A 25443-nucleotide genomic window follows, 5' to 3' on the forward strand; every position below is an offset into this window, starting at 1 on the left:
CTTCTGGAACCACAATGAAAGGCATTTGGCTGGACGATTTCGCATAGACACGGGCGCAGCCCGTCAGCAAATGTGACGAACCGGAGGAACAAAGGGACGGAGCCTTTGTGCCCCTGTAGTCCCTGCCCGCCGGAGGGCGGGGGTGGTTAAATCCACAATGGACAAGTGGCAACAACGTATCCTGTTCCGTCGAAGCTTGTGAACCAGCCCGCATAAACCATCGGCGTTTATGTCGGGCGAAGCCCGAGCCGAAGGCGCGTGCGCATTTTTCTGAGGAACGAAGGAAAATGCGTACGCGCGATCAGCTTTCGAGGTGGCTCCGCCTCGCCGCCGGAGGCACGCTTTTTGAATCGGCTTTAACCATAGGAGGCAATTTTTAGCTTATTTAGCCCTACCTGATCAGGGACTCACCGGTCATGGCATCGGGCTTGGCAAGGCCCATGAGGTCCAGGAGGGTGGGGGCGACATCGGCGAGTTTGCCGGGTTTCAGGGTGGCGCTGTTGCCAGTTCCGTCCACGAGGATCATGGGCACGGGGTTGAGGGTGTGTGCGGTGTGGGCCCCGCCGTTGCCGTCGGTCATCTGCTCGGAGTTGCCGTGGTCTGCGGTGACCAGCAGGGCCCCGCCCTTGGCCTTGAAGGCTTTGACCACGCGTCCCACGCAGGTATCCACGGTCTCCACGGCTTTGACGGCGGCTTCGATGATGCCGGTGTGGCCCACCATGTCCATGTTGGCGAAGTTCACCACAATGAGCTTGTGATCCTTTTCTTCGATTTGACGGATGAGCTCGTCGGCCACGGCCACGGCGCTCATCTCGGGGATGAGGTCGTAGGTGGGGAACTCCCGGGGCGAGGGAATGAGGCAGCGCTCTTCCTGGTCAAAGGGGCTCTCCTCCCCGCCGTTGAAGAAGTAGGTGACGTGGGCGTATTTTTCGGTCTCGGCGATGCGCAGCTGGGGAACGCCGGCCTTGCTTACCACCTCACCCAGGATGGCCTCATGGTGCTGGGGCCCGAAGGCCATGGGCAGCCCGAAACTCTCTTCGTAGAGGGACATGCAGACATAGGAAGCCAGGGTGGGCTTGATTTTTCGGGAAAACCCGTCAAATGCGTCCACGGTCATGGCCCGGGTGATCTGGCGGGCGCGGTCCGCGCGGAAGTTGAAGAAGATCACGGCGTCGCCGTCGGTGATGGTGCCCGCGTCGGTTCCCAGGGTCACGGGCTTGACGAACTCATCGGTCTCCCCGCGGTCGTAGGCGTGGGCCACGGCTTCTGCTGCATGGGTTTCAGCCATGCCCTCGCCTTCGGTGTAGAGGCGGTAGGCCGCTTCGGTGCGCTCCCAGCGGGTGTCCCGGTCCATGGCGTAAAACCGGCCGCAGAGGGTGGCAATACGCGTGTTGGGAAAGTCTGCCAGAAAGGCGTCCAGGGTTTCGATATAACCCTTGCCGCTGTCCGGCGGGGTGTCCCTGCCGTCAAGGATGGCGTGAATCCGCACGGACTCAATGCCCTTGTCACGAGCCATGCGTACGAGGGCCATCGTGGGTGAGCTGGCTGTGGACCCCGCCGGTGGAACAAGCCCCATGGTGCAGGGTGGTGCCCTTTGCCTTCAGCATAGTAGGCTACGAACAGTACTCGTTGTCGTAGAAGCTGCCGTCCTCAATGGCCCGGTCGATGCGCAGGAGGGTTGGTACACAACGCGCCCGGCCCCGAGGTTGAGGTGTCCCACCTCGGAGTTGCCCATGATCCCTTCAGGAAGCCCCACAGCCTCTCCGGCGCAGGCCAGGGTGGTGGAGGGACAATTCGCCGCAAGGGCGTCCAGGTTCGGAGTCTTTGCCAGTGCCACGGCGTTTCCCTCGGCATCGTCCCGAAGGCCCCAGCCGTCCAGTATCATCAACATGCAGGGTCGTACAGTCGTCAATGGTCTCTCCTTTTTTCGATCGCAATTCAGCAAGGCCGGTAAAAGCCTGCCTCCGGCGGCCAGGGGATTTTTAGCCTAAGTGGCTTCGCCACCCCTGGACCCCAGGTTGCGAAAGCCCTCCCCCTTCGTTCCTCAGGGGAAGAGCTTCCGCGAAGATTTTCGTCAAATTGAGCAAAACCTGTTTGTGAAACCCAAGGCATCTAAATTGGCAAAAGTTTGGCCCCCGGCAGGGCCGCCGGAGGCGTCTTTAACCTGGTTGCCTCCGGCGGCGAGGGTGGCAAAGCCACAGTAGTGAAAACACCTCGAAAACTGATTGCCCTTGCACTGTGGCCTTCCGGCCGGGCTTCGCCCGATTCGTAAGCTGCAGGTTATTCAGGCGTCGTCAGGTGATGGTGATGGCAGGCCCATGACCTATGTCCTATCAACCTGCGTTTCTCCCAAACGCAAAAAGGGTGCCCGCAGGCACCCTTTTTAACCGGTCACGCCATGGGCTACTCGATGCCCTCGTGGTCGATGACCACGGCATCTGCCCAGAGCCCGTCGAGATCGTAGTAATCGCGGGTCTCTTCATAGAACACGTGGACGATGACGTCCCCGTAATCGAGGAGCACCCAGGAGCCTTCATCGAGGCCATCCACGGTAATGGGCTTGATCTCCTCTTTCTTCAGTTCGACTTTGATGTATTCACCGATGGCGGCGGCCTGCCGTGTGGAGCGGGCGCTGGCCAGGATGAAGACGTCGGTGTAGGAAGTGAGCTTGCGCACGTCCAGCACCTTGATATGTTCTGCTTTTCGACCCTTCACCGCCTTGATGATGGAGACGAGTCGGGGATCCAGCTCTTGGGTCATCTGTATAATCCTTTATCTTCGATATATCGGAGAACTTCCGGGTGGAGCAGATCCGTCGGACGGTCTCCCTGTTCAATGCATGTTCGGACATCCGTGGAGGACAAGGGCGACACCAGGGTCACCGAGAGGGGTACGATCCCGCACAAGGTCGGATGCACGAAGCGCTTTTGCGCCGGGTCCCAGGCGTATCCGGAATCGATACGGTCCGTCAGGTAGCTCTGCAGCTCTCCGACGGGCAGGTCGCCGTGGGGAGTCCCGGGGCGGTTCACCACAATAATCCCGGCCATGGAGAGAATCAGTTTCTCGTCCCGCCAGGTGTGAAAATCAAAAAAGGCGTCCACCCCCATGGTGAGGTAGAGCTCCGATTCCGGGCCCACCTCCTGCCGCAGGGTGCGCAGGGTATCCACGGTAAACGAGGTGCCCTTGCGCTTCAGCTCCACGTCCGAGAGCACCACGGGCAGCCCGGCCATGGCCATCTTCAGCATGGCCATGCGATGCTCGGCTGAAACGATCTTTTTGCCCGGTTTGTGGGGCGGCACAGCGGCAGGCACCACATAGAGCCCATCGGGCTCCAGAAGCCTCAAGATCTCTTTGACCACATGGGTGTGGGCCAGGTGAACCGGATTGAAGGTGCCGCCGAAAACAACCACCTGGCCTGGCCTGCTCTGTTCGTTTGTCTCTTCCATTCCCACCAGACTAGTTCCCCACCGCTCTCTCGGGGTAATCGCACCCTCGGGGCTTCAGCCCCTGATCTGACCGTCTCCGTAGACCACGAATTTTCGGCTTGTCAGCTCTTCGAGCCCCATGGGGCCGAAGGCGTGGAGCTTGGAGGTGCTGATGCCGATCTCAGCGCCCAGGCCCAGCTCGCCCCCGTCATTGAACCGGGTGGAAGCGTTGACCATGACCGCAGACGAATCGGCACCCTGGACAAACCGCCTGGCCGTCTCCTCGTTTTTCGTGACGATGGCCTCGGTGTGGCCGGAGTTGTACGCCGCGATGTGGTCCAGAGCATCGTCCACGCTGTCCACCACCTTCACGGCCAGGGTGAGGTTCAGGTACTCGGCGGGCCAGTCGGATTCCACGGCCTCTTCGGCCCAGGCCAGCTGCTTGCGGGTTTCAGGGCACCCTTTGAGGGTAACTCCGGCCTCTTTAAAGGCCTCTCCCACCAGGGGCAGGAACGCGGACGCCACCTCTTTGTGAACGAGCATGGTTTCCATGGCGTTGCAGACACCGGGTCGCTGCACCTTGGCATTGATGCAGATGGCTTTGGCTTTTTCCAGGTCCGCCTCTTTGTCCACGTAGACGTGGCAGACCCCCTTGTAGTGCTTGAGCACGGGAATCAGGGAGTTGGCCGTCACAAACCGGATCAGGCCTTCGCCGCCCCGGGGGATCATGACGTCAATGAAATCTTCCTGCTTGAGCAGGATGTTCACCGCCTCGCGATCCCGCATGGGGATAAGCTGCACAACCTCTTTGGGCAGGCCGTTCTCCGTAAGGGCATCGGCAATGCATTCGGCAAGGACCGTGTTGGAATGGAACGCCTCGGAACCTCCCCGCAGGATAATGGCGTTGCCCGCCTTCAGGCAGAGCCCGGCCGCGTCGATGGTGACGTTGGGGCGGGACTCGTAGATCATGCCGATGACCCCCAGGGGAATGCGCACACGCGACACCTTGATGCCGCTGGGTCGCTCCTCGGTGGAGGTAACTTCCCCAACGGGATCGGCCAGGTCCGCCACCTCGCGAAGGCCCCCTGCCATGGAGGCAATGGTGCCATCCGTGATGGTAAGCCGGTCGATCATGGCCGGGGACAGGCCCATCTCCCGGGCCCGTTCGATGTCTTTCCTGTTTTCCGCCTGGATGGCGTCTGCCCGGGTTTCAATCTTCTCTGCAATGGAAAAAAGGACACGGTTTTTCTGGTCCGTGGTGGCTGCGGCCACGTCACGGGCCGCTTTTTTCGCCTTCCTGGCCATCTCAACAATAGTCGCTTCTACACTCATGGGTCTGTCACTCCCTGGTCAGATGAAAGAGGATGAAATGGATGCTTCCTGCGTATCCGGAACCGCCCTTAAGGGGCCGCCACAGTGACCACCAGGTTGTCCCGGTGAATCACCTCATCGTATTCCTTGGATCCCAGGCGCTCGGCAATCTGGTCGGTCTTCAGCCCTTTGATGGCCTGGATGTCCTCGGCGTTAAAATTGGTCAGCCCACGCCCCAGCTCGTTTCCCCGGGCGTCGCACACGGCCACGGCCGCGCCCACGTCAAAGCTTCCGGAGACATTGAGAATACCGCTGGGCAAAAGGCTTTTTCCACGTTCCACAAGGGCCTTGACCGCTCCGTCGTCCACGGTGACCTCGCCAAAGGTCTGGGAGGTGAAGCCGATCCACCGTTTCCGGCTCCCCAGCTTGTCGGCGCGGGGCACGAAAAAAGTTCCCTGGGCCACGCCCTGGAACAGATCGGTGAGGACCTTGGGCCGGGAGCCGCAGGCGATGACCATGGGAACCCCCGAGGCCATGCTCTTTTTCGCCGCCTCGATCTTGGTCCACATGCCGCCGGTGCCCATGACGCCGGGACGTCCCTTGGCAGAGGCTTCAATGGCCGGGGTGATCTTGTCCACGATTTCAAGGCGTTTGGCATCCGGGTTGGTTCGGGGATCGCCGTCGTACAGGCCGTCGATATCGGTGAGGTTGATGAGCAGGTCCGCGTCCAGAAGAAGGGCGATCATGGCCGAGAGATTGTCGTTGTCGCCGAAACGGATCTCGTCGGTTACCACGGTGTCGTTTTCATTGATAATGGGAATCACCCCCCAGGCAAGAAGGGTATTGAGGGTGTTCCGTGCGTTGAGGTAGCGCCCCCTGTGGGAGAGGTCGTTGCGCGTGAGAAGAACCTGGGCCACCTTGAGACCGGCCTCGGCAAAACGCAGCTCGTACTCAAGGATAAGCCCTGCCTGGCCCACGGCGGCCGCCGCCTGTTTCTCAGGCATGCTGGCGGGCCTGCGCCCCAGGGCCACCTTGGCGACCCCTGCGGCCACGGCACCGGAGGAGACGAGGATCATTTCGCGTCCCCCCTGGCTCAGGGCAGCCATCTGGCGGCTGATGGAGGCCACCACATTGTGGTTGATCCCCCCGTCAAAGGAGAGGACCCCGCTCCCCACTTTCACCACCACCCGACGGGCGTGGTCAAAAAGTCGTTTCTGGTCTTTATCCATGAGATAGCCTCGCAAAACGTCAAACAGGCCATATCGCGTTGCGATATGCGATGATTCAGGTCCTCGGTACAGCACATGGCCATATTGCGAGGCGCTCTGGCGGTGACGAATCACGAACGCATCGTCCACGGGGGTCTCGCAAAAGAATCGAACAAGCCAAGGCAACCGGGCCGTCGAAACGACAAAAACGGCATGAGACAGACGGCGCGCTAAGCGCCGGTCTTACTCATCCCGTTCGGTGCCGTTGACCGCCTGGTTCAACTTCGCCTTAAGGGTGTCCACCCCTTGGGTCGACGCCGCTGAAATACGAAGGACAGGCGTGTCTCCCAATGCCTTTTCAAAGGCATCGGCGTTCTCCTCCGCCCCGGTGATGTCCAGCTTGTTGAGAACCACAAGCTGTTCCCTCTCCTTGAGTGTGTCGCTGAAGAGAAAAAGCTCCCGGTTGATGGCATCATACTGGGCCAGGGGATTGTCCGGGTCGATGGCTGAGGCATCAATGAGGTGCACCAGCATACGCGTGCGTTCAATGTGCTTGAGAAACGTCGTTCCCAAGCCCACGCCTTCATGGGCCCCTTCGATGAGGCCGGGAATGTCGGCCACGGCAAAGGGTTCACCCCACTCATGCTGAACCATACCGATGCTGGGGGTCAGGGTGGTAAAGGGGTAGTCGGCCGTTTTGGGGCGGGCCGACGGATATGAGACTCGAATGAGGGTCGACTTTCCGGCATTGGGGAACCCGACGATCCCCACATCCGCAAGCAGTTTCAGCTCGAGGTGGATGGTCAGGGCTTCGCCCTCTTCGCCGGTCTGAGCAAAACGGGGGGCTCGGTTGCGCGACGTGGTAAACCGTTTGTTTCCGCGCCCCCCCTGACCGCCCTTGGCGATCACAAAGCGTTCACCGGGGTTCACGAAGTCATGAATGATCTCCCCGGTTTCTGCATTGCTGACCACCGTGCCGGCAGGGAGATATACAACGATATCTTTACCGTTTTTGCCGTGTCGGTTGGCACCCATGCCGTAGCCGCCGTTGTCGGCTTTGATCAGGCGCTTGTGCCTGAACTCGTACAGGGTGCGCGTGTTGATCGTGGCTTCGAGAACCACGTCACCGCCGTCGCCGCCATCTCCGCCGTCGGGGCCTCCGAATTCGATGAACTTCTCTCGTCGAAAGCTGACGCAGCCCCTGCCTCCGTTACCGGATTGAACAGTGATGGTTGCTTCGTCTATGAATTTCACGCGGCATATACACTGACTTTTTTGCGGCTGCGACCCATGCGCTCATACTTGACCACACCGTCGATGGTGGCAAAGAGGGTGAAGTCTTTGCCAAGGCCGACGTTATTGCCGGGGTGGATGGAGGTGCCAACCTGACGAACAAGGATGTTGCCGGATTTAACCGCCTCGCCACCGTACTTCTTGATCCCGCGTCGCTGCGCGTTACTGTCGCGACCGTTTTTGGTACTGCCGCCAGCTTTTTTATGTGCCATTTCGAATACTCCTTAAAGCCGTGTAGGTGTCTGTATGGAGGTGCTGCCGCTAAAAAAACCCAATGCCCACCGCAAGGGGAGGGCACCTCTGTTGTTCACTGATTTTTCTGCCGGCATCACGTCCTGCGGAAGCTCCGCACGCGGAGCGGCCGACTTACGCCTTGATCGTGTTGATTTTAACGGCGGTATAGGGCTGACGATGGCCCTGCATCTTGCGATACCGCTTGCGGCGCTTGTACTTGAATACAAGAACCTTCTTGGACTTGTCCTGCTCGACGATGGTGCCGGTCACTTCGGCTCCCTCGAGAACGGGTGCTCCCAGGGCAACATCGGTGCCGTCGGAGGTCATCAGGACCTGATCGAAGGTCACGGTGGATCCGACGTCCCCGGCGAGCTTCTCAACTCGCAGGATCTCGCCTTCCTGAACCTTATATTGCTTGCCGCCCGTAGCAACTACAGCATACATAGTTTATTCTCCCAATTGTGCTTTCTAACTTGAGCCTCTGGATCAAAAAAACCCAACCATTCTAAAAACCTTAAGCGATTTGTCAAGAAATATTTTGCATTTTTCGCGTAAGGGTAGCCCTCACCCGTGAAAATGCCGACAAATCCGGGGTTCCGTTGTGGGTCTCACATGTTGTGGGCTGTCATACCGGCCCACGCGGGACCATGATCACATCATGGTCAATCCCCTACAATACCACGGCAAAAAAAAAATTCAACCCAAAGCTTTCCTGCTCACGGAATCACGGTTGCGCCACCAGGGCTGACGGGCGCACCAGGGTCACTCTCCGGTGAATCTCCGGCATCATTTCGGCAAGAACCGTGCAGGTGACCTTGTGGGGATGGCCGACTCCCACGGCACTGCCGTGCTTCTCGGCAATGGTCAGCATCTTCTTTACCTGACGCACCACAGCATCACGGGACTGGACATGGTCCAGAAAGACATCCCGCTCGGCAAAGGGTACCTGCATGAGCCGGGCCGCCGAACGGCTCACCGTCTTAGCCGATGTGCGGCTGTCGATGAAGTAGAGCCCCTTCTGCTTTAAAAGGGTCATCACCTGGTACATCTGCGGAGACAGGGAGGTGAGCCGCGAACCCATGTGGTTGTTCACTCCCTTGACCCCGGGGTAGGCCGTGAGGTTCGCCTCCAGGGTCTGGAGCAGCTGGTCCGGGTCCATGGCCTCAAAAAGCGCCCCGGGACCGGGATCCACCCTGGGATATTCGTTGGGCTCCATGGGCTGGTGAAGCATAAGCTCCAGCCCCTTTTTCCGGGCCACTCCGGCAATATCCTTGCCGTGGGGGCTGCCGGGAAGAATGGAGAGGGTGATATTCGGGTCCAGGGCCATGAGGTCATAGGCCGCGGGCTCGCTGTACCCGATGTCGTCGATGATCAGGACCAGGGTCGGCTTGTGGGGCGCCGGCGGTACCACAGGACGATCCTTGCGGTGGGGCACGGCGTGCTTTTCAAACACCTCGTACTGGGGGGGAATGGTGGCAAGGTCGGACTTGCGCACCGCCGCGTGCTTCTGGGGCACCATCCTGGGGGGCAGGTACTTTATCAGCAAAAGGCCTGACACCACCACGATACACGCCACAAGCGATATGGCAAAGGCCACCCGCCCGAATGAACTGCTGGAGGGCGCCTTTGCGCTCCCTTTTTTCTTCTTTTTTTTGGCCCCTGCCATGGTCTCCCTTTCCCGGTTCCGCTCGTGACGGCCACCCCACGGTGACTTTCGTTATCGACCCGACGGTCTTTATTTTTTGTCGCCCCTTCATACCCCAAGGAGGGGGCAAGGTCATGGAAAAAGCGCCAGACCCCATCACCCGTTGCCGAAAATATCCCGGCTGAGCAGAAGCTCCAGGGCCCGCTGCACCTGATTGTCCCGTCTCAGGCGTTCCGGTGCCTTGAGCAGGGGTTCCTCCTCCTGATCCCCGCTGACCTCAATATGGTTGGGCAGATCCCGCTCCGCCAGATGCTTCTCTTCCGGGGTAAAGGCCATCTCCTGAAAGGGAAGCTCCACATCGGGCACAATACCGCGGGCCTGGATGGAGACCCCGGAGGGGGTGTAGTAGAGGGCCACGGTCAGCTTCAGGCCGTACCCGTCGGAGAGGGGGATGATGTTCTGGACAGACCCTTTGCCAAAGCTGGTGGTTCCCAGGATAAGCCCCCGCTTGTGGTCTTTCATGGCCCCGGCCACGATCTCCGATGCACTGGCCGACCCGCCGTTGATGAGCACCACCACGGGAAAGCTGCGCACCGCCTTCTCGGTGGTGGCCCGCCACACCTGACGCTGCTCCTCGTCTCGCCCCTTGATGGAGACGATCACCCCTTCATCGAGGAAAAGGTCCACCATATCCACGGCCTGCTGAAGGATGCCGCCGGGGTTGTCCCGAAGGTCCAGGACCAGCCCCTTCACCGGCCCCCGGGCCTCATGGGCCAGAAGGGCCGCTTCAAAATCCCGGGCGGTGTTGTCGTTGAAGGAGGTCACCGCGATAAAGGGGAACCCCCGCTTCAGCTCGTAGTGGGCCACGGACTGCAGGGGGATCTCGTCCCGGCGCAGGGTAAGGTCCACCTCTTTTCCCCCCTGCTTCTGAAGCACCGTCAGGGTCACCATGCTCCCCCTGGGCCCCCGCATGAGGGTAATGGACTCCTCCATGGTCAGTGCAGCGGTCTTTTCACCGTCCACGGCGATGATCACATCCCCGTTCCGAATCCCGGCCTCCTTGGCCGGTGAGCCTTCGATGGGCGAGACCACCGTCAGCTTCTCGTTTCGAATGGCCAGCACCAGCCCCACCCCGGAGAGTGTCCCCCGGCCTCGTCCTCCGCAGCTTCGCGGGCCGCGGGCAGCCCACGGGGTCCAGAACGTCGATCATCCCCTTCATGCCCTCGCAGAGCTTTTCGGAGTCGGGCTCGTCCACATAGCTCCGTTCAATCTCTTCGATGACGTCGGTGAAGATCCGCAGGTTCCGGTAGGTGCCGTTCTCTGCCGCGGACACGGCAAAGGGAACGAGCAGAGCAATGAGGATCACGATCATATACATGCGCTTCATAGGCAGGTATCTCCTAAAAGGATGTGAAAACGCCGGGGCCGGCGCAAGCCCCCCGAACAGCGTCGAGGGGCGACTGCGCCCGTGCAGCATACACGCAGGGCCACAAAGGGGGGCCTTCCAGGCTTACGCCATGGGAATGCCGCCCCTTATTTTTTAAACCAGGGACCGGGGTTGAGAGGTTTGCCGTGGTGTCGAATTTCGAAATGGAGATCGGGATACCCGGAGAGGCTGGAGTCCCCGACGGTGGCGATCACTTCCCGTGCGTCCACGCGATCGCCTTTTGTTTTGAACATCTCGTCGGTGTGGGCGTAGAGGGTGTACCAGCTCTCACCGTGGTTGATGATGAGAAGGTTGCCGTACCCCTGCAGCCAGTCTGCGAAGAGCACTTCACCGGAAGAGACGGCACGTACCGGTTCCCCTCGCTGGGTCCGGATGCTGATGCCGTTTTCAAAGGTGGTGACGTTCATGCGGGGATCTTTGTGGCGCCCGAATGATGAGACAATTTTACCGGTTACAGGGTATTTCAACAAGCCTTTATACCGAACAAAGCGATTTTTCGAGGAAAGGGCTTTCCTCGCCTTGGCCAGCTCCGCCACCTTCGCCTCCAGGAGCCTTTCGGCCTCCTTCATCTCGGCGATGGCCGCCAGGCTGAGCTTTTCTTTCTCCCGGACCTCCTTGAGCATGGCCGCCCGCTTGCGATACCGTGCCTCCACATCGGCCAGGACCTTTCCATGCTCGGACGCCGCAGCCGCCAGGGCCGAACGCTCGGCGGCGAGCTGCGCTTCCACGCCTTTTCGCTCCCGGAGCAAGGCGGTGTACCGGGTCAGCAACACAGCATCGCTGCCCAGGATGCGGACCAGGGCCCGCTTTTTCACCACCATGTCGTGGAAGGAACCCGAGGCGGCAAAGGTGTTCATCTCGCCAATCTGGTTCAACTTATGGTAGGCCACCAGGCGGGCCATGAGCCGCTTTCGCCCCACACGGATATCTGCCTCCACCCGGCTCTTTGCCTTAAGGGCCTCAGACACTTTGACCTCCACCGCAGCCAGCTCCCGGTTGAGCTCCCGCTCCTTTTTCCGGGCCTGGGACAGCGAGGCGTTGAACCGGTCCAGCTCGCGGATCACGTCCCGCTCCTCCTTGCGCACGGCCAGGAGCTTTTTCTCCTCGGCCCGCACCGCCTTACGGATCCCGGCCAAAGAGGTGTTGGCCCCCTTCTCGGAGACCGGAGCAACCTTGCCCCCCTTCTTCTTCACGGTGCGGGGGGCCTTTTCCGTGTAGAGAACGGCCAGCCCATCGGAGACGGCGATGTACCCCCGCCCCCTGTCCACACGCACAAGGGCCCAGTCCCCAGCGCGGCGCTCCACCTGGCCCACGTCCCCCCGGGACAGGGTCCAGAGCACCTCGGCCGAGGCCGTGGGGTGCCGCCGCACGTTGAGGGTGTCGGCCACCACAACAACGCGATCCGGCCCTCCGGCCAGGGCAGCCATCGGTCCCCCCAGAAGAAAAAGCCCCAGGATCAGGAGGAGGCTTCTTTCATAAATTCTCGAAGAGACAAAAAACATCCGAACCATCCCACAAAAATCCCGTAGAGAAAGACCCCTCCCATGGAAACCGGAGAGAGAAATGACAGGTCAAAGGCCTCGGCTCCGCCCCCCGTGCCCGATGCAAAGAGCGCGTAAGCCCCGAACAGGGCCAAAAGGGCCAGGAGCGATCCCATGGCCCCCTCCAGCACCCCGGCCAGGTAGAGGGGAATCTTGATAAAGGCACCCGTGGCCCCCACAAGCTGCATGATCTCAATCTCGTCCCTGCGGGAGTAAAGGGCCAGGCGCACGGTGTTGTATACGATAAACAGGGCCACGATGAAAAAAAGCCCGGCCAGGGCCACACCGGCCAGCTCCACCATGCCCAGCAGATGGGAGACCCGCGCCAGCCAGGAACGCCCGTACTCCACATCGTCCACGGCAGGAAGCCTCACCATGGCCGCGGCCATGGCCTGGACCTGCTCCCACTCCGCGGCCTCGGGGGTCACCTCCACCTCGTAGGCATCGGGCAGGGGGTTCTCCCCCAGCCCTTCAAAAAGGGAGCTTTGCCCTTCCATGCTCTCCATCAGGTCGGTGAGGGCCTCGTCCCGTGAGATAAAAGAGACCCTGGCCACGCCGCCCATGGTTTCCAGGGCATGGCCGGCCTCCTCCACATCGGCGGAGGCGGCCCCGTCCTTCAAATAAACCATGACCCGCACCCCGTTTTTCCACGAGGAGATCACCGCCTCCCCGTTTTCCACCACCAGGAGCAGGGCCCCTGCAATAAGAATGGTAAGGGCAATGGTCACCACGGTGATGCCGTGGAGAAAGGCGTGACTGGTAAAATCCTTGAGCGTTCGCTTCATGTGGCGTCTCATGGGCGTCCTCCTCCCACGGGCTCCGGCGCCACCAGGCGCCCCTCTTCCAGGCGGATGATCCGCCCCTGCTTCCGGGCCAGGAGCTCCCGGTCATGGGTGGCCACCATCACCGTGGCCCCCTTTTCATGGTAGGCGGCCAGAAGGCCGATGATGATCTCCGCGGATTTCGGGTCCAGGCTGCCCGTGGGCTCATCGGCCAGGATCACGTCCGGCTGACCGGCAATGGCCCGGGCCACGGCCACCCGCTGCTGCTCCCCGCCGGAGAGGCTCGCGGGCATGGCATCCATGCGCTTGTCCATGCCCGCGTGGCGCAGGATGTTCCGGGTGCGCTTGTCGATCATGTTCCGGGGCTCCCCCCGGGCTTCCAGGACCAGGGCCACGTTTTCAAAGACGTTGCGGTTGGGGATGAGCTTGAAATCCTGGAAAATGATGCCGAACCGGCGGCGCAGGAAGGGCACCTCCTTGGACGTCAGCCGGTTCATGTTGGTGCCGAAGGCAAGAACCTGGCCGCTGGTGGTCTTCTCGCCCAGGTAAAAAAGCTTGAGGAGGGTGGACTTGCCGGCGCCCGACGGGCCGGTTACATAAAGCCACTCCCCTTTGTGAATATCCAGGGTAATATTGGAGAGGGCCAGCTTGGCGCCGAAACGCTTGCTGACATTGAAGAGACGGATGACGGCGTCGTCCGCAGGGTCTGGCTGTGTCATAGGCTCCGGTCCGGGGGAAAGGGCGGGACCCATTGGGAAAAATCCATTTCCACCGAAACGATTCCCGTTGATTTTTCACCCCATTTTCTGGTAATTGGACTTGCACGAGTCAAGGAGTGCCGCAAAACGGTTTTCCTTACGTGCGAGCCTCCACTGACTATCCCAAATGGCTTCTTCCATCAGTGGAGGTTTCCTGTATCTACAGGTCGGATATTGTCCGTGACCTTTTTACATAGCCATCACCTAGGACAAAAGCAACCGATTTTTATCCAGAACTCATTAAGGGGACCTTCCATGAAAAACGAACTTTTAGATATTGTCTGCAAAACCTCCTTCAAATTTTCCGAAGAGCCCACCTTTAAACTGGCCTCGGGCAAAATGAGCCACTTCTACGTGAACTGCAAGCCCACCACCCTCTCCCCCCGGGGCATGTACCTCGTAGGGAACCTCGTCTTCGACGCCGTCAAGGATCTCGACATCACCGGCATCGGCGGTCTCACCTTCGGCGCCGACCCCATTGCCGTGGCCACCTCCTTTGCCTCCGAGCTGGGCGGCAAGCCCATCAAGGCCTTTTCGATTCGTAAAGAACTCAAGGACCACGGCATCATCAACTGGGTGGAAGGAGACATGGCCAAGGGCGAGAAAGTCGTCATCATCGACGACGTGGTCACCACCGGCGGCTCCACCATAAAGGCCATCGAGCGCGCCCGCGTCCAGGGCCTGGAAGTCGTCCGCGTCATCACCCTCATCGATCGACAGGAAGGCGGCGTGGAAAACATCAAGGAGCACGTGGAAGACGTCCGCTCCATCATCACCCGCGACGACCTCATGAAGCACCTGGGGGTTTCCCTGTAACGAAAAGGCCTCCGGCGGGCAGGGGATAAATCCCCTGCACCCCAGGGTTCGCACATGCTCAGAGGCTCGTTCCTCGCCTCTTCACATGTGCTGACGGGCTGCGCCCGTAAAAAAACGCTAAAGAGCCATGGAGATAAGTTTCTTCATGGCTTTTTTTGTTACGATTCAGCTTGCCTCGGCAGGGCCGCCGGAGGCAATTCACCGCTCACCACGGGCCAAGCCCGTAAGCGAATGCGACCCCCCGAGGGACGAGGGTTGAAGCATTCGCGAACCTCTGGTTTCACGAAAATTTCACATGGGTTTCACGTCTGTTTCACACCCTTTCACGTAGCCTGTCTTGCATTGAGGCGGGCCTTCGGGCCCCTCGATAAGCCGCGCAGACGCCCTCATCCCCCCCCCGAGGGCGGCCTGCGCCCTTTCAACCCCCCAAGCAAAACGCAAGACAAGGAACAACCGATGAAAAAAGCAACCAGCGCCCTTCTCTGCGGCGCCGTTCTCTTGGCGGGCGTCTGTGCCATGAAGGCCCTGGCCGGGCTCCGGGTCCCCCCCGGGGCAAAAGCCATTGAAGAGTCCGCCCTGATCGTGGAGGTCACCGAGGCCATGCCCCGGGAGGTTCAGACCGTGATCTCAGGGTATGGTGAAGTCACAGCCTTGAATACCGTGGCCCTGAGCCCGGAGGTTTCCGGCCGGGTGGTGGCGGTTCACCCCCGCCTGGAGGAGGGAGAGGTGATCGAGGCAGGAGAGACCCTCTTTCAACTGGACACCGAGACCCTCACCCTGGATAAAACCACGGCTGAACGCCGCCTCGTGACCCTGAAGCGAAATCGGGACCTCCTGGAAAAAGAGTTCGAGCGAACCCGAAAGCTCTTCGACGCCATGAAGACCGGCAGCCTCTCCGACGTGGAATCCGCAGAGCAGGCCTACAACACGGCACGGGATGCCGTGGACCAGCTGGCCCACTCCCTGGCCGAAACCGAACTGAACCTGAAAAAGTCCACGGTCCGCGCCCCCTTCAGGGCCCGGGTCAAATCCGTCTCCATTGAAAAAGATCAGTACGTCACCACCGGGACCCAGGTGGTGACCCTTGCCGACGACGCCCTCCTGGAGGTGTCCGTTCCCATCAAGGGCGACGAAGCCGCCATGTTCCTGGAGTTTGAAGACGGCCCGGCCCCTGCCACCTGGTTTGGCAACCTGGTCCCAAAAGTCTGCCTCGTCTCCTGGAACGACGGCGCGGCAACGGCCTCCGGCACCCTGGACAGGGTCGTCCGCTATGACGCCGCATCCCGCACCGTCTATGTGGCCGTTCGAATAGACCGGCTGGCCCAGGAAGGATTTCCCGTCACCGAGGGCATGTTCTGCCGGGTCACCATCCCGGGCAAGCCCTTGCCAAACCTGGTTCCCCTGCCCTCCCATGCCGTCACCTCCGACGGCACCGTGCGCATCAACAGCAACGGACGCCTGAAGACCGTGGCCGTGGAAACAGCCTACACCCACGATGGGTTCACCTATGTGTCGGCCGGGCTCGCCAAAGGCACCCGGGTGATCACGAGCCGCCTGGCAAGCCCCCTTGAAAACGCCCTGCTCACCATCGCCGTCCCCAAAGAGCTGGCCTCGGGAGGGACCCGATGAAAAAAATAGCCGAAGCCTTTGCCCGAAACACGGTGTTTGCCAACATCCTGCTGATCATCATCCTGCTTGCGGGCCTGGGAGCTGCCCGCCTCATGGTGCGGGAAGATTTCCCCTCCATGACCCTGGACACCGTCACCGTCAAACTCGCCTGGGACGGCGCCTCCCCTGAAGACACGGAAGAGGGGATCTCCCGCAAGGTGGAAGACGCCATTGACTCGGTGGAGGGCATCGACACCTACACCACCACCTCCACGGAGGGCAGCTCGTCCACGGTGATCACCGTCAAATACGGGTACGACACGGAAAAGGTCTACGACCGGGTAAAAAACGAAATCGACCAGATCTCCACCTTCCCCGACGACGCGGACAACCCGGTGGTCAACGTGCCCACCGTCATCTTTCCGGTCATGACCCTGGGCGTAAGCGGAGAGATGGATGAAAAGACCCTCAAGACCTGGGCCGATACCATGGAGGACGAGCTCAAGCACCTCCCGGAGATCTCCCAAGTGGAGGTCACCGGTACCCGGGATTACCAGATAACGGTGGAGCTCTCCGAAGAGGTCCTTCGAAGATACGACCTGACCCTGTCTGATGTGGCCACGGCCATTTCAAACTCCAGCCTGAACCTCTCCGGCGGCAAGGTGAAGACAAGGGGCGAGGAGTTCAGCGTCCGAACCATGGGCAAGCGCTATTCCGGAAAAGAGCTGGCAGACATTGTGGTGGTGGCGGGGACCGGTGGGGAGAGCCTCTCCCTGGGTCAGCTGGCCACCATCAAGGACGATTTTGAGCAGGACAAACTGGCCATCCGGTCAAACGGAAACCCCATGGCCCTGGTGGTGGTATCCAAAACCGAGCAGGAAGACGCCATCGCCATCGCCGACCGGGTCACCCGCTACGTCACCGAAGCCAACCGCACCCTGCCCCCCGGAGCTCACATTTCGATCCTCTCCGACAACACCGAAGAGATCCGGACCAACATCGGCATCCTCCGGAAAAACGGCATCATGGGCCTGATCCTCGTCTTTGCCGTTCTCTGGCTCTTCCTCGACACCCGCCTCGCCTTCTGGGCCGGCATGGGCATCCCCATCTCCCTTTCCGGGGGCCTGGCCATCCTCTGGCTCACCGGGTACACCATCAACACCGTCTCCCTCTTCGGCCTGATCATGGTCCTGGGCATCGTGGCCGACGACGCCATTGTGGTGGGCGAGGCGGTCTACGTTCAAAGGAAAAACGGCGCAGGCCCCCTTGCCGCAGCCGTAAACGGCCTCATGGAAGTGGGGATGCCGGTCCTTGCCGCCGTGGCAACAACGGTGCTGGCCTTTGTTCCCCTGATGCATATCAAAGGCACCATGGGCAAGGTCATTGTCTGCCTTGCCGTGGCGGTCATCGCCTGCCTTGTGATCTCCCTGGTGGAGTGCCTGATGCTCTTGCCGGCCCACCTGTCGACCCTGCCGGATCCCAAAAGGCAAACCCCGTCACGATTTGCCCCGCTTCGGGCCCTGGAGTCCTTTCACACCCGGAGCGTGGAGAGCATGGAGCGGGTGGCCGAAACCGTCTACCGGCCGTTGCTGACCAGGGTGCTCGCCCATCGCTACCCGGCCGTGTGTGTAGCCGTGGCCGTGGCCCTGGTCACCATCGGCCTGTTTCGGGGCGGCCTCCTCAAGTACAACATGTTTCCCGAGCGCGACGGATTTGAACTGGCCGCCCAGCTCACCTTCCCCGAAGGCACCCCCTACGAGGTGACCGAGGCCGCGGTGGCCCGCATCGAGGCCGGCATGCACTCCCTGGCGGCAAAGACCGACACCGCCTCCGGGGCCCCCCTGGTGAACCACATGCTCTCCGTCACCGGCAAGGCTGTCAATGGCCACATGGGCTCCATGGGAAGCACCGGCGCCAACCTGGGCGGAGTGCAGGTCTCCCTGCTCAACGCCTCGGAGCGTGGCATCCACACCCGGGACCTCTGCCTGGCCTGGGAACAGGAGGTGGGGGCCATCGCCGGTGTGGAGAAGCTCACCTACACCTCAGGGGGCGGCGGGCCTCCGGGCGGGGACATCGAAATCGCCCTGGAAGGAAACGACCTTGACGCCCTCACCGCAGCGGCTGACGACGTCATGGAAAGGCTCAGGCAAATAGACGGCGTCTTCCGCATCGAAAGCGACAGCTCCCCCGGTAAAAACGAAATCCGTTTCACCTTGAAACCGGAGGCCCGAAACCTGGGGATCACGGTCAGAGACCTTGCCAATCAGGCCTTTGCCGCCTACTTCGGCAAAGAGGCCGTCAAGATCCAGCGGGGAAACGATGAGGTGGACGTAAAAGTCACCTACACCGAAGAAGAACGCAGTACCCTGGAAAGCCTCAAGGACCTGATGGTGAAAGCCCCCGACGGCACCATGGTGCCGGTGAAGGCCGTTGCCGACATGGAGATCCGTCCGGGGTACTCGACCATCACACGAACCGACAACCGACGCCAGGTCACGGTCAGCGCCGACGTGGACAGCACCAAGCTCGTTGCAGGGGAGGTGCTGGAAGAGCTGGAAAGCGGCTTTTTCAGCGAACTTGAGAAAAACAGGGGTGTGGAGATAAGGCTGAAGGGCCATGCGGAAAAAGACCGGGAGGCCTTTGGCAGCCTCGCCCTGTGGTACCCCCTGGCCGTTTTGAGCATCTACATGATCGTGGCTGCCATGTTCCGCTCCTATGCCCAGCCCCTGATCATCCTGCTCACCGTGCCCTTCGGCCTCATCGGCGCGGCCCTGGGCCATGCAGTCATGGGGCTGAACCTCTCGTTGTTCAGCGTCTTCGGCATGGTGGCCCTCTCCGGGGTGGTGGTTAACGACGCCATCGTCCTCATCGACCGCATCAACACCAACATAAGCGAAGGCATGCCCCTGGTAAAAGCCGTGGTCTCCGGGGGTGTCCGGCGGTTCCGATCGGTGATGCTCACCAGCGTCACCACCGTGGGCGGACTCCTCCCGCTGATCCTGGAGACCGACCCGGCCGCCGCCACCATGGTTCCCATGGGGGTCTCCCTGGCCTCAGGGGTCACCTTTGCCACGGTCCTCACTCTCCTGCTGGTCCCGGCCCTCATGGTGGTCCTCCATGACGGCCATTGTGCCCTCGCACGCCTGATGGCACGCGCCCCAGGGAATCACGGGTCCCAAGAGCCTGTCCACACAGGCAACGACACCTGACACCGCGCCCCCGGCAGTCCCGCCGGGGGCCCCTTTTTGAAATCCTCGATGCACAGGTACACAACCATGTTTTTGAAAGCTCGTTTTCTTTTTTATCTCAGTTTGTTCGCCCTGGCCACGGCCCTTCCGGCTGCAGCCGACCAGGCGAGCCAGCAGCCCATTGCCTCCCTCAAGGTTTTGGACCTGGCCACGGCCCAGGACATTGCGGTCTCCGGCAACCCATCCATCCAGGCGGTGCAGGATCGCATCGAACAGGCCCGACAACAGGTCAGGCAAGAGGTGCCTGGTTTCCCAGCCTCGATGCCACCACCTCCCTCACCCACACGGAGGACGCGCCCAACGCCACGCTGTCCAACGAGGGGGAGACCTACGATGCGTCCCTTTCCGCCACCCTCACCCTCTTTGACGGATTCAGCAGATCCTATGACCTCAAATCGGCCAGGTACGGTGAGACAGCCTCGGTGGCAGCGGAAAAAGATGCGCGGCGCCTCCTGATCTTCAACGTGGCCCAGAGCTACTACACCCTCCAGAGTGCAGAGGAAAATATTTCCATTGCCCTGTCGGACAAAGCGTACAACGCAAGGCAACTGAAGGAGGCAGAGGCCCGCCACAAAGCAGGGGCAGGCTCCCTCAGCGATGTGCTTAACTTCAAGATCAAGGTCAACACGGCCGCGGCAACCCTGCTCACCGCCGAAAAAAACCATGCCGTGGCCCTCACCGGCCTGGCGGCCCTCATGGGCATTGACGAGGCCGCCCTGCCCGAGGACCTCACCCTGGCCCCCCTTGAAACAACAGGTACCTGGGACACCGCCCCCCTTGTCACCGAAGACCTGATCACCACGGCCCTGACCCTGCGCCCGGACCTTGCCCAGAGCGATTCAACCGTCAAACAGGCGGAGAGCGCCGTGGGTGTTGCCCGCTCCGGCTACTACCCCACCGTCAGCCTCACCGGGGCCTTGTCCGGCTCCCGGGAGGACGACGCACGCTACGAGGGAGATGACTTCGGCAGCAGCATCGGGGTCACCGTCAAACTGAACCTCTTTTCCGGCGGCGAAACCCGGGCAAAGGTGACGGAGGCCGAAGCGGCCCGACGGGAAGCCCGACACACTATGGAGGATGTGGCCCTGACCGTGAAAAAAGAGGTGCGGGAGGCCGTGGAAGAGATTGACACGGCCTTCAGGCAGGTTAAGCTTCAGGAGGAGACCGTGGCCCTGACCCGGCAGAGCCGGGACCTGGTGGAAGAGGAGTACCGTGCGGGAAAAACAGGCGTGGTCAAACTCAACGAAGCCCAGAACAACCTGGTCAGCGCCGAAGGCGACCTCGTGGACGCCCGGGTGAGCCTCCTCACCGCATGGGAAAAGATCCGGTCTGTCACCGGAACAAACCTGACCAGGTGAGATATCAACGCAAGGGTGAAAAATGCGCCTCCGGCGGCCCTGCCGGGGGCCAATCTTTTGAAAAGTTTGACAAACAGCCCTTGACAGCTTTGGCATGAATTTCAGCGATTTTGACTGTTCTAATTTTTCGGAAAGTTTTTTGCGGAGCTTTTTTTCAAAAAAGCGACCCGCCGGAGGCAAGGCGAACCTGGGATGCAGGGGATGTATCCCCTGCAACGGAGAAGGCACGGACATGACACAAAACACGTTGCGCATTCTGATCATCGAGGACAACCGGGACATTGCCGAAAACATCGGCGACTACTTCGACGCCCGCGGCCACCTCACCGACTTTGCCATGGACGGCATCACCGGCCTGCACCTGGCCCTCACCGAGGCGTACGACGTGATCATCCTGGACCTGATGCTTCCGGGCATGGACGGCCTGACCCTTTGTGCAAAACTCCGACAGGAGGGAGGAAAAGCCACCCCCGTCCTCATGCTCACCGCCCGGGACACCCTGGACGACAAGCTGGCCGGGTTTGACACCGGGGCCGACGACTACCTGGTGAAACCCTTTGCCCTGGAAGAGCTGGCCGCACGGGTGCTGGCCCTGTCCAGGCGAAGCAGCAAGCCTTCAACCGCCCTGCTCCAGGTGGGAGACCTCACCCTGAACACCGCCACCCTCAAGGTGCACCGAGAGGGCCGTGAAATTGAACTGAACCACACCTGCCTCACCCTCTTGAAACGCCTGATGGAGGCCTCCCCCCATGTGGTCACCCGCAGGGAGCTTGAGCATGCCCTCTGGGGAGACACCCCGCCGGGGAGCGATGCCCTGAGGTCCCACCTCTACACCCTGCGCACCAAAATCGACAAACCCTTTGACGCCCCGCTGCTCCATACCCTCCACGGGATCGGGTACCGGGTGGAGGCAACCTCATGACGCGCCACCGACGCCCGCCCATGGAGCTCAAACCGAGGTTTTTCAAAACCCACGCGTTTCGGGTCTTTCTCTCCTTTGTCCTCTTCGGCTCCCTGCTCACCCTGGGATACGGCCTGGCCGTCTCCCACCAGATGCGCCGCATCCATAAAAAGATGGAAAACTTCCGCGTCCAAGAGGAGATCAAGAACTACCTGAGCAACTACGACGAAGGCAAGGCCCCCTTTCTCACCCGGAGCCTGTTCATCAATATTTACGATGAGATCGAGGACATCCCGCCCAACTTTCGAGACCTGCTTCGGGGCCTTCCGGACGGGACCTACTTTTCAAGCAGGCCCGACGGCATCGGAGGGCCAGCCTTCCACCGGTACCTCATCCGAAGCCTGCCCGGACAAGAGAAAAAACTCTACTTCATCATCGATGACGGGGGGTTTGAGTCGCGGTTCGGCCTCCATGACCAGATAGACAGGGTGTTTCGATACGGCTTTTTCGTGGCGGCGGCTTTAAGCATCATCGTGGGCCTTGCCAACGCCCATCTGCTGATCCACCCCATGGCCAGGCTCCTGGAGCGGGTGAGCCGCTCCCGGCCCGAAGACCTGCCCGTGGGGTTCTCCACGGAATACGCCCACGATGAGGTGGGGGCCCTGGCCCGGGCCATGGACAGCACCAACAAGCGCATCCGGGCCTTCATCGAGCGGGAACAGCAGTTCACCCGGGACGCCAGCCATGAGCTCCGGACCCCTGTGACGGTTATCAAAGGGGCTGTGGAGCTCATGGAACAGCTCCCGGAGCATGACAAAACAAGCATCCAGCGCCCGCTGAAACGCATCGATCGCTCGGTCTCGGAAATGGAAACCCTCATTGAAAGCCTGCTGATGAAGGCACGGGAGGAAACCGCCATGGGTGCCGCATCCTTTGCGGCCGACACCCTGGTGGAGGAGGCCATACAGGAGAGCAGCTACCTCGTGGAGGGAAAGGGCGTCATCCTCTCCTTCGAGTGCACCGGCAATCCGGCCCTTGCCGTGTCCGGTCCCGATTTCAAGATGGCCGTCTCCAACCTCATCCGCAACGCCTGCACCTACACACGGGCGGGGACCGTCCTTGTGCGCCTCAGCACCACCCGGTTCGAGGTAGAAGACACCGGGCCGGGAATCGACGCGACCATCATCCACCAGGTCACCGACCCCTTTGTCAGGGGAAAATCAAGCCAGGGGCACGGCATCGGCCTGTCCATCGTCAAGCGGGTCTGCGACCAGGCAGGCTGGAACCTGTCCATCTCTTCCGGGGCCAACGGTGCTCGAATCCGCATCACCTTTTAGAAGGGTTTTTACGCCTTGGAGACCCGAGGCGCAAGGGGCTCCCCGCCATCTGGCGCGCACCCCCCGGTAGGCCCTGGCAAACCAGAGGCACACGGCAAGGGTGGCCAACTCTGCCGCAGGAACCGACAACCAGACCCCGGGCAGCCCCATGACCCGTGGGAGAAACCAGACAAAGCCAAGGGTAAAGGCAAAGGTCCGCAAAAAGGTGAGGAGCGCGGAAATTTTCCCGTTGTTCATCGCGGTAAAAAAAGCCGAACTGAAGATCGTCAACCCGTTGATCAGAAAGGTGAAGGTAACGATCTGAAGCCCCCCTTCGGCAACAGCCGTCACCACGGGCTGCCCCTCGGCAAACAGGCGGATAACCTGCCCGCCCCACACCCAGGTGAGTACAAAGGTGACCAGGGACGTGACGCCGATGACACGGAACGAGTGGCCAATCAAGCCCTTGAGCTTTTCCACGTTCCGGGCACCGTAGTTAAAGCTGAGAACCGGAGCCACCCCCATGCTGAGGCCGATGTACAGGGAAGAGAGCATAAAGTAGAGGTACATAATAATGGAAAGGGCCGCCACGCCCTTTTCTCCGGCATACGTGATGATCACCAGGTTGAAGACCAGGGTTTTGACCCCGCTGGCGATCTCCGAGATCATCTCGGAAGAGCCGTTCAGGACGGTATCCCGGAGAAACGGGACATCAAGCGTTGGCCGGGTGAAGGTAAGGGAAACAGAGCGCTTCAAAAAATAGAAGACCCCGATCGCACCGGAGAGCCCGATACCTGCCGCCGAGGCCACGCCCGCACCGTGGAGCCTCATGTCCAGGCGCACGATGAGCAGGTAGTCAAGAAGGATATTGGTAAACCCGCCTGCCAGGGTGATGTAAAAGGCCCACACAGGCTTGCCGTCCAGGCGGATAAAAAACTCGAAAAAAATCTGCAGCACCACAACCGCGAGCCCGACCCCAAAGGCCTTGAGGTACACGGCGCAGTAAGGAAGCAGGGTATCCGTGGCCCCCAGGAGCCGGGAGATCCGTTCCACCCCCACCCCCTTCAGCATCACAAGAATTATCACCGCCACCACCACAAGGCTCGCAAAGGCCAGGGAAAAGTGGCGGTTGGCGCCGTCCCGATTCCCCTCCCCCAGCTCAATGCCGATGATGGCACTGGACCCGGCGGCCACCATGATGCCGATGCCGAAGCAAAAACTGAACAAGGGCATGATGATGTTCATGGCGGCCAGAGCAAGGGGCCCGGCATACCGGGACACAAACAGGCCATCCACCACCATGTAAAAGGAAATGGTGATAATGCTCAATATGGACGGGGTGACAAACCGGAGGAAATCACCCATGCTCCACTCTCTTTTAAAATGCTCTTCCATCTTGGTCTTCGCTCTCATGAATGTATGTCGAGTAACGCTTCATCGGTTAAAAGGCTGCCTTCTATAGAGGGAAAAAAACAAAAAAGCCTCCGGCGGCAAGGTGTACCACCTTGAAAGCAGGTTGCGAATGCGCTTTCCCCTTCGTTCCTCAGGGAAAATCACATTCGCCTTTCATTCAGATTTAACTGAATCTGTTTTTTAAAACCTGTGTAACTATTCAGTTGCCTCCGGCGGGTCGCTTTTTTGAAGAAAAGCTCCGCAAAAAACGTTTCTAATGCATCCATGATTCGTTTTGATGACCACGAAGGGCAATCAAAACAAAGCGCGGGTGTGCGATTGTCGGAATTGCTCGGATAGGAGGCCTATGAATGATTACTTGAGACCTGTTTATCAAACTTTTTAAAAGTTTGGCCCCCGGCAGGGCCGCCGGAGGCATCTTTTGCCGAACTGCCTCCGGCGGCAAGGGCAGCGAAGGCATTAAGCTAAAAAATTACGATATGAAAACGGTCATCTCTTAAGGTATATAGTTGCTATAGGGTCAAGAAAAAAGGAGACGTCATGCAGGTTAAATTTATGGCCGGAGAGATGGCGAGGTTGCACAACATTTCTAAGCAGAGCCTGCTCCACTACGACAGGATCGGCCTTTTTAAGCCCAGGGAGGTCCACAGCAGAACAGGATACCGGTACTACACCCTGGACCAGTTCGAAGACCTGGATGTGATCCTCTCCCTGAAAAGCCTGGGGATGAAGCTTGAAGAGATCAAAACCTACCTGACCAAAGAGTCCATTGATGAGCGAATCACGATTCTGGAAGACCAGGAGGCATTCTGTGATTCAGCAAGAGCTCCTGAGATGAGAGCAAACCCGTCAACCGCCTCGCAGTCTACCATCATCACGGCCCTGAAAAGCCGGCAAACCATCATTCCCATGGACATGGGCATCCGGTGGTTCGACACCATGCATGTCGTCCGGGAGCCGGTGGAGGCGCCCCATGACCTCTATGCCCTGGAGCTTGCCATCAAAAAGCTGTTTCAAGCCACCCGCGGGAACGACCAGGCAGAGTACCACCAGCTTTCCCTTGAGCGACCTGTGTTGAGGTCTCCCCGGAGGCAGATGAACGCTTTCAAAGCGTCGCCCTCCATGTTGCCGGAGCCACA

The 25443-nt window shown here is 60.3% G+C and carries 22 protein-coding genes and 1 pseudogene; 7 read left to right on the forward strand and 16 right to left on the reverse strand.

Features of this window, described 5'->3' with window-relative positions:
- Positions 1-391: 391 nt before the first annotated feature.
- The 15 genes from gpmI to ACOYW1_RS26295 all read right to left on the reverse strand — a co-directional run bounded on the left by gpmI (position 392) and on the right by ACOYW1_RS26295 (position 13605).
- A complete protein-coding gene (gene gpmI / locus ACOYW1_RS26225) occupies positions 392-1576 on the reverse strand; it encodes a 2,3-bisphosphoglycerate-independent phosphoglycerate mutase (RefSeq protein ID WP_482420323.1) in 1185 nt (394 codons plus the stop codon).
- A gap of 24 nt (positions 1577-1600) precedes the next feature.
- Positions 1601-1912 (reverse strand): hypothetical protein, encoded by a 312-nt coding sequence (locus ACOYW1_RS26230; protein WP_482420324.1) that lies wholly within the window; start codon positions 1910-1912, stop codon positions 1601-1603.
- A gap of 491 nt (positions 1913-2403) precedes the next feature.
- On the reverse strand, positions 2404-2760 hold the full coding sequence (gene rsfS, locus ACOYW1_RS26235; RefSeq protein ID WP_180137830.1) for a ribosome silencing factor: 357 nt from the start codon (positions 2758-2760) through the stop codon (positions 2404-2406).
- Complete coding sequence (nadD, locus tag ACOYW1_RS26240) at positions 2757-3446, reverse strand: nicotinate (nicotinamide) nucleotide adenylyltransferase (RefSeq protein ID WP_482418398.1); 690 nt, start codon at positions 3444-3446, stop codon at positions 2757-2759. The genes rsfS and nadD overlap by 4 nt, the downstream gene beginning before the upstream one ends.
- A 54-nt stretch (positions 3447-3500) precedes the next feature.
- Entirely contained in the window at positions 3501-4757 is a 1257-nt protein-coding gene (locus tag ACOYW1_RS26245; protein ID WP_482420325.1) for a glutamate-5-semialdehyde dehydrogenase, read from the reverse strand.
- Between the two features lie 68 nt (positions 4758-4825).
- Positions 4826-5965 carry a glutamate 5-kinase gene (gene proB / locus ACOYW1_RS26250; protein WP_482420326.1) on the reverse strand — a complete coding sequence of 380 codons (1140 nt, stop codon included), beginning with the start codon at positions 5963-5965 and terminating at the stop codon, positions 4826-4828.
- Between the two features lie 222 nt (positions 5966-6187).
- Entirely contained in the window at positions 6188-7198 is a 1011-nt protein-coding gene (gene obgE / locus ACOYW1_RS26255) for a GTPase ObgE (protein ID WP_482420327.1), read from the reverse strand.
- Positions 7195-7449, reverse strand: coding sequence for a 50S ribosomal protein L27 (gene rpmA / locus ACOYW1_RS26260; RefSeq protein ID WP_180137841.1), 255 nt, complete (start codon positions 7447-7449; stop codon positions 7195-7197). Before rpmA ends, obgE begins: the two co-directional genes overlap by 4 nt.
- A gap of 154 nt (positions 7450-7603) precedes the next feature.
- Positions 7604-7915 (reverse strand): 50S ribosomal protein L21, encoded by a 312-nt coding sequence (gene rplU / locus ACOYW1_RS26265; RefSeq protein ID WP_180137843.1) that lies wholly within the window; start codon positions 7913-7915, stop codon positions 7604-7606.
- 280 nt (positions 7916-8195) lie between these two features.
- Positions 8196-9137 carry a divergent polysaccharide deacetylase family protein gene (locus tag ACOYW1_RS26270; protein ID WP_482420328.1) on the reverse strand — a complete coding sequence of 314 codons (942 nt, stop codon included), beginning with the start codon at positions 9135-9137 and terminating at the stop codon, positions 8196-8198.
- A 135-nt stretch (positions 9138-9272) separates the two neighbouring features.
- A complete protein-coding gene (locus ACOYW1_RS26275; protein ID WP_482420329.1) occupies positions 9273-10238 on the reverse strand; it encodes a S41 family peptidase in 966 nt (321 codons plus the stop codon).
- Complete coding sequence (locus ACOYW1_RS26280; RefSeq protein WP_482420330.1) at positions 10129-10503, reverse strand: hypothetical protein; 375 nt, start codon at positions 10501-10503, stop codon at positions 10129-10131. The genes ACOYW1_RS26275 and ACOYW1_RS26280 overlap by 110 nt, the downstream gene beginning before the upstream one ends.
- A gap of 146 nt (positions 10504-10649) precedes the next feature.
- The gene (locus ACOYW1_RS26285) at positions 10650-11990 is read right to left on the reverse strand and encodes a murein hydrolase activator EnvC family protein (protein WP_482420331.1); all 1341 of its coding nucleotides are present in this window, start codon (positions 11988-11990) and stop codon (positions 10650-10652) included.
- Between the two features lie 29 nt (positions 11991-12019).
- The gene (gene ftsX, locus ACOYW1_RS26290; RefSeq protein WP_482420332.1) at positions 12020-12901 is read right to left on the reverse strand and encodes a permease-like cell division protein FtsX; all 882 of its coding nucleotides are present in this window, start codon (positions 12899-12901) and stop codon (positions 12020-12022) included.
- A complete protein-coding gene (locus tag ACOYW1_RS26295) occupies positions 12898-13605 on the reverse strand; it encodes a cell division ATP-binding protein FtsE (RefSeq protein ID WP_482418406.1) in 708 nt (235 codons plus the stop codon). Before ACOYW1_RS26295 ends, ftsX begins: the two co-directional genes overlap by 4 nt.
- A 294-nt stretch (positions 13606-13899) precedes the next feature.
- Between ACOYW1_RS26295 and pyrE the strand changes: the two genes are divergently transcribed.
- The 6 genes from pyrE (at position 13900) to ACOYW1_RS26325 (ending at position 22912) form a co-directional block, all read left to right on the forward strand.
- A complete protein-coding gene (gene pyrE, locus ACOYW1_RS26300; protein WP_482418407.1) occupies positions 13900-14460 on the forward strand; it encodes an orotate phosphoribosyltransferase in 561 nt (186 codons plus the stop codon).
- A gap of 456 nt (positions 14461-14916) precedes the next feature.
- Positions 14917-16089, forward strand: a complete 1173-nt coding sequence (locus tag ACOYW1_RS26305; protein ID WP_482420333.1) for an efflux RND transporter periplasmic adaptor subunit — start codon at positions 14917-14919, stop codon at positions 16087-16089.
- Positions 16086-19277: an efflux RND transporter permease subunit gene (locus ACOYW1_RS26310; RefSeq protein WP_482420334.1), complete on the forward strand. Its 3192-nt coding sequence runs from the start codon at positions 16086-16088 to the stop codon at positions 19275-19277. Before ACOYW1_RS26305 ends, ACOYW1_RS26310 begins: the two co-directional genes overlap by 4 nt.
- Positions 19196-20674, forward strand: a complete 1479-nt coding sequence (locus tag ACOYW1_RS26315) for a TolC family protein (protein ID WP_482420335.1) — start codon at positions 19196-19198, stop codon at positions 20672-20674. Before ACOYW1_RS26310 ends, ACOYW1_RS26315 begins: the two co-directional genes overlap by 82 nt.
- Positions 20675-20906: 232 nt before the next feature.
- The gene (locus tag ACOYW1_RS26320) at positions 20907-21596 is read left to right on the forward strand and encodes a response regulator transcription factor (protein WP_482420336.1); all 690 of its coding nucleotides are present in this window, start codon (positions 20907-20909) and stop codon (positions 21594-21596) included.
- Positions 21593-22912, forward strand: a complete 1320-nt coding sequence (locus tag ACOYW1_RS26325) for a sensor histidine kinase (protein ID WP_482420337.1) — start codon at positions 21593-21595, stop codon at positions 22910-22912. Before ACOYW1_RS26320 ends, ACOYW1_RS26325 begins: the two co-directional genes overlap by 4 nt.
- Here the strand turns inward: ACOYW1_RS26325 and ACOYW1_RS26330 are convergent.
- Positions 22796-24256: an MATE family efflux transporter gene (locus ACOYW1_RS26330; protein WP_482420338.1), complete on the reverse strand. Its 1461-nt coding sequence runs from the start codon at positions 24254-24256 to the stop codon at positions 22796-22798. The two genes, ACOYW1_RS26325 and ACOYW1_RS26330, sit on opposite strands and share 117 nt — an antisense overlap.
- A gap of 615 nt (positions 24257-24871) precedes the next feature.
- On the opposite strand from ACOYW1_RS26330, the pseudogene ACOYW1_RS26335 reads away from it, so the two are divergent.
- Positions 24872-25051: pseudogene (locus tag ACOYW1_RS26335) on the forward strand (MerR family transcriptional regulator); the annotation flags it as partial.
- Between the last annotated feature and the right edge of the window lie 392 nt (positions 25052-25443).

This window comes from Desulfoluna sp. CYM3A, from assembly GCF_056829965.1.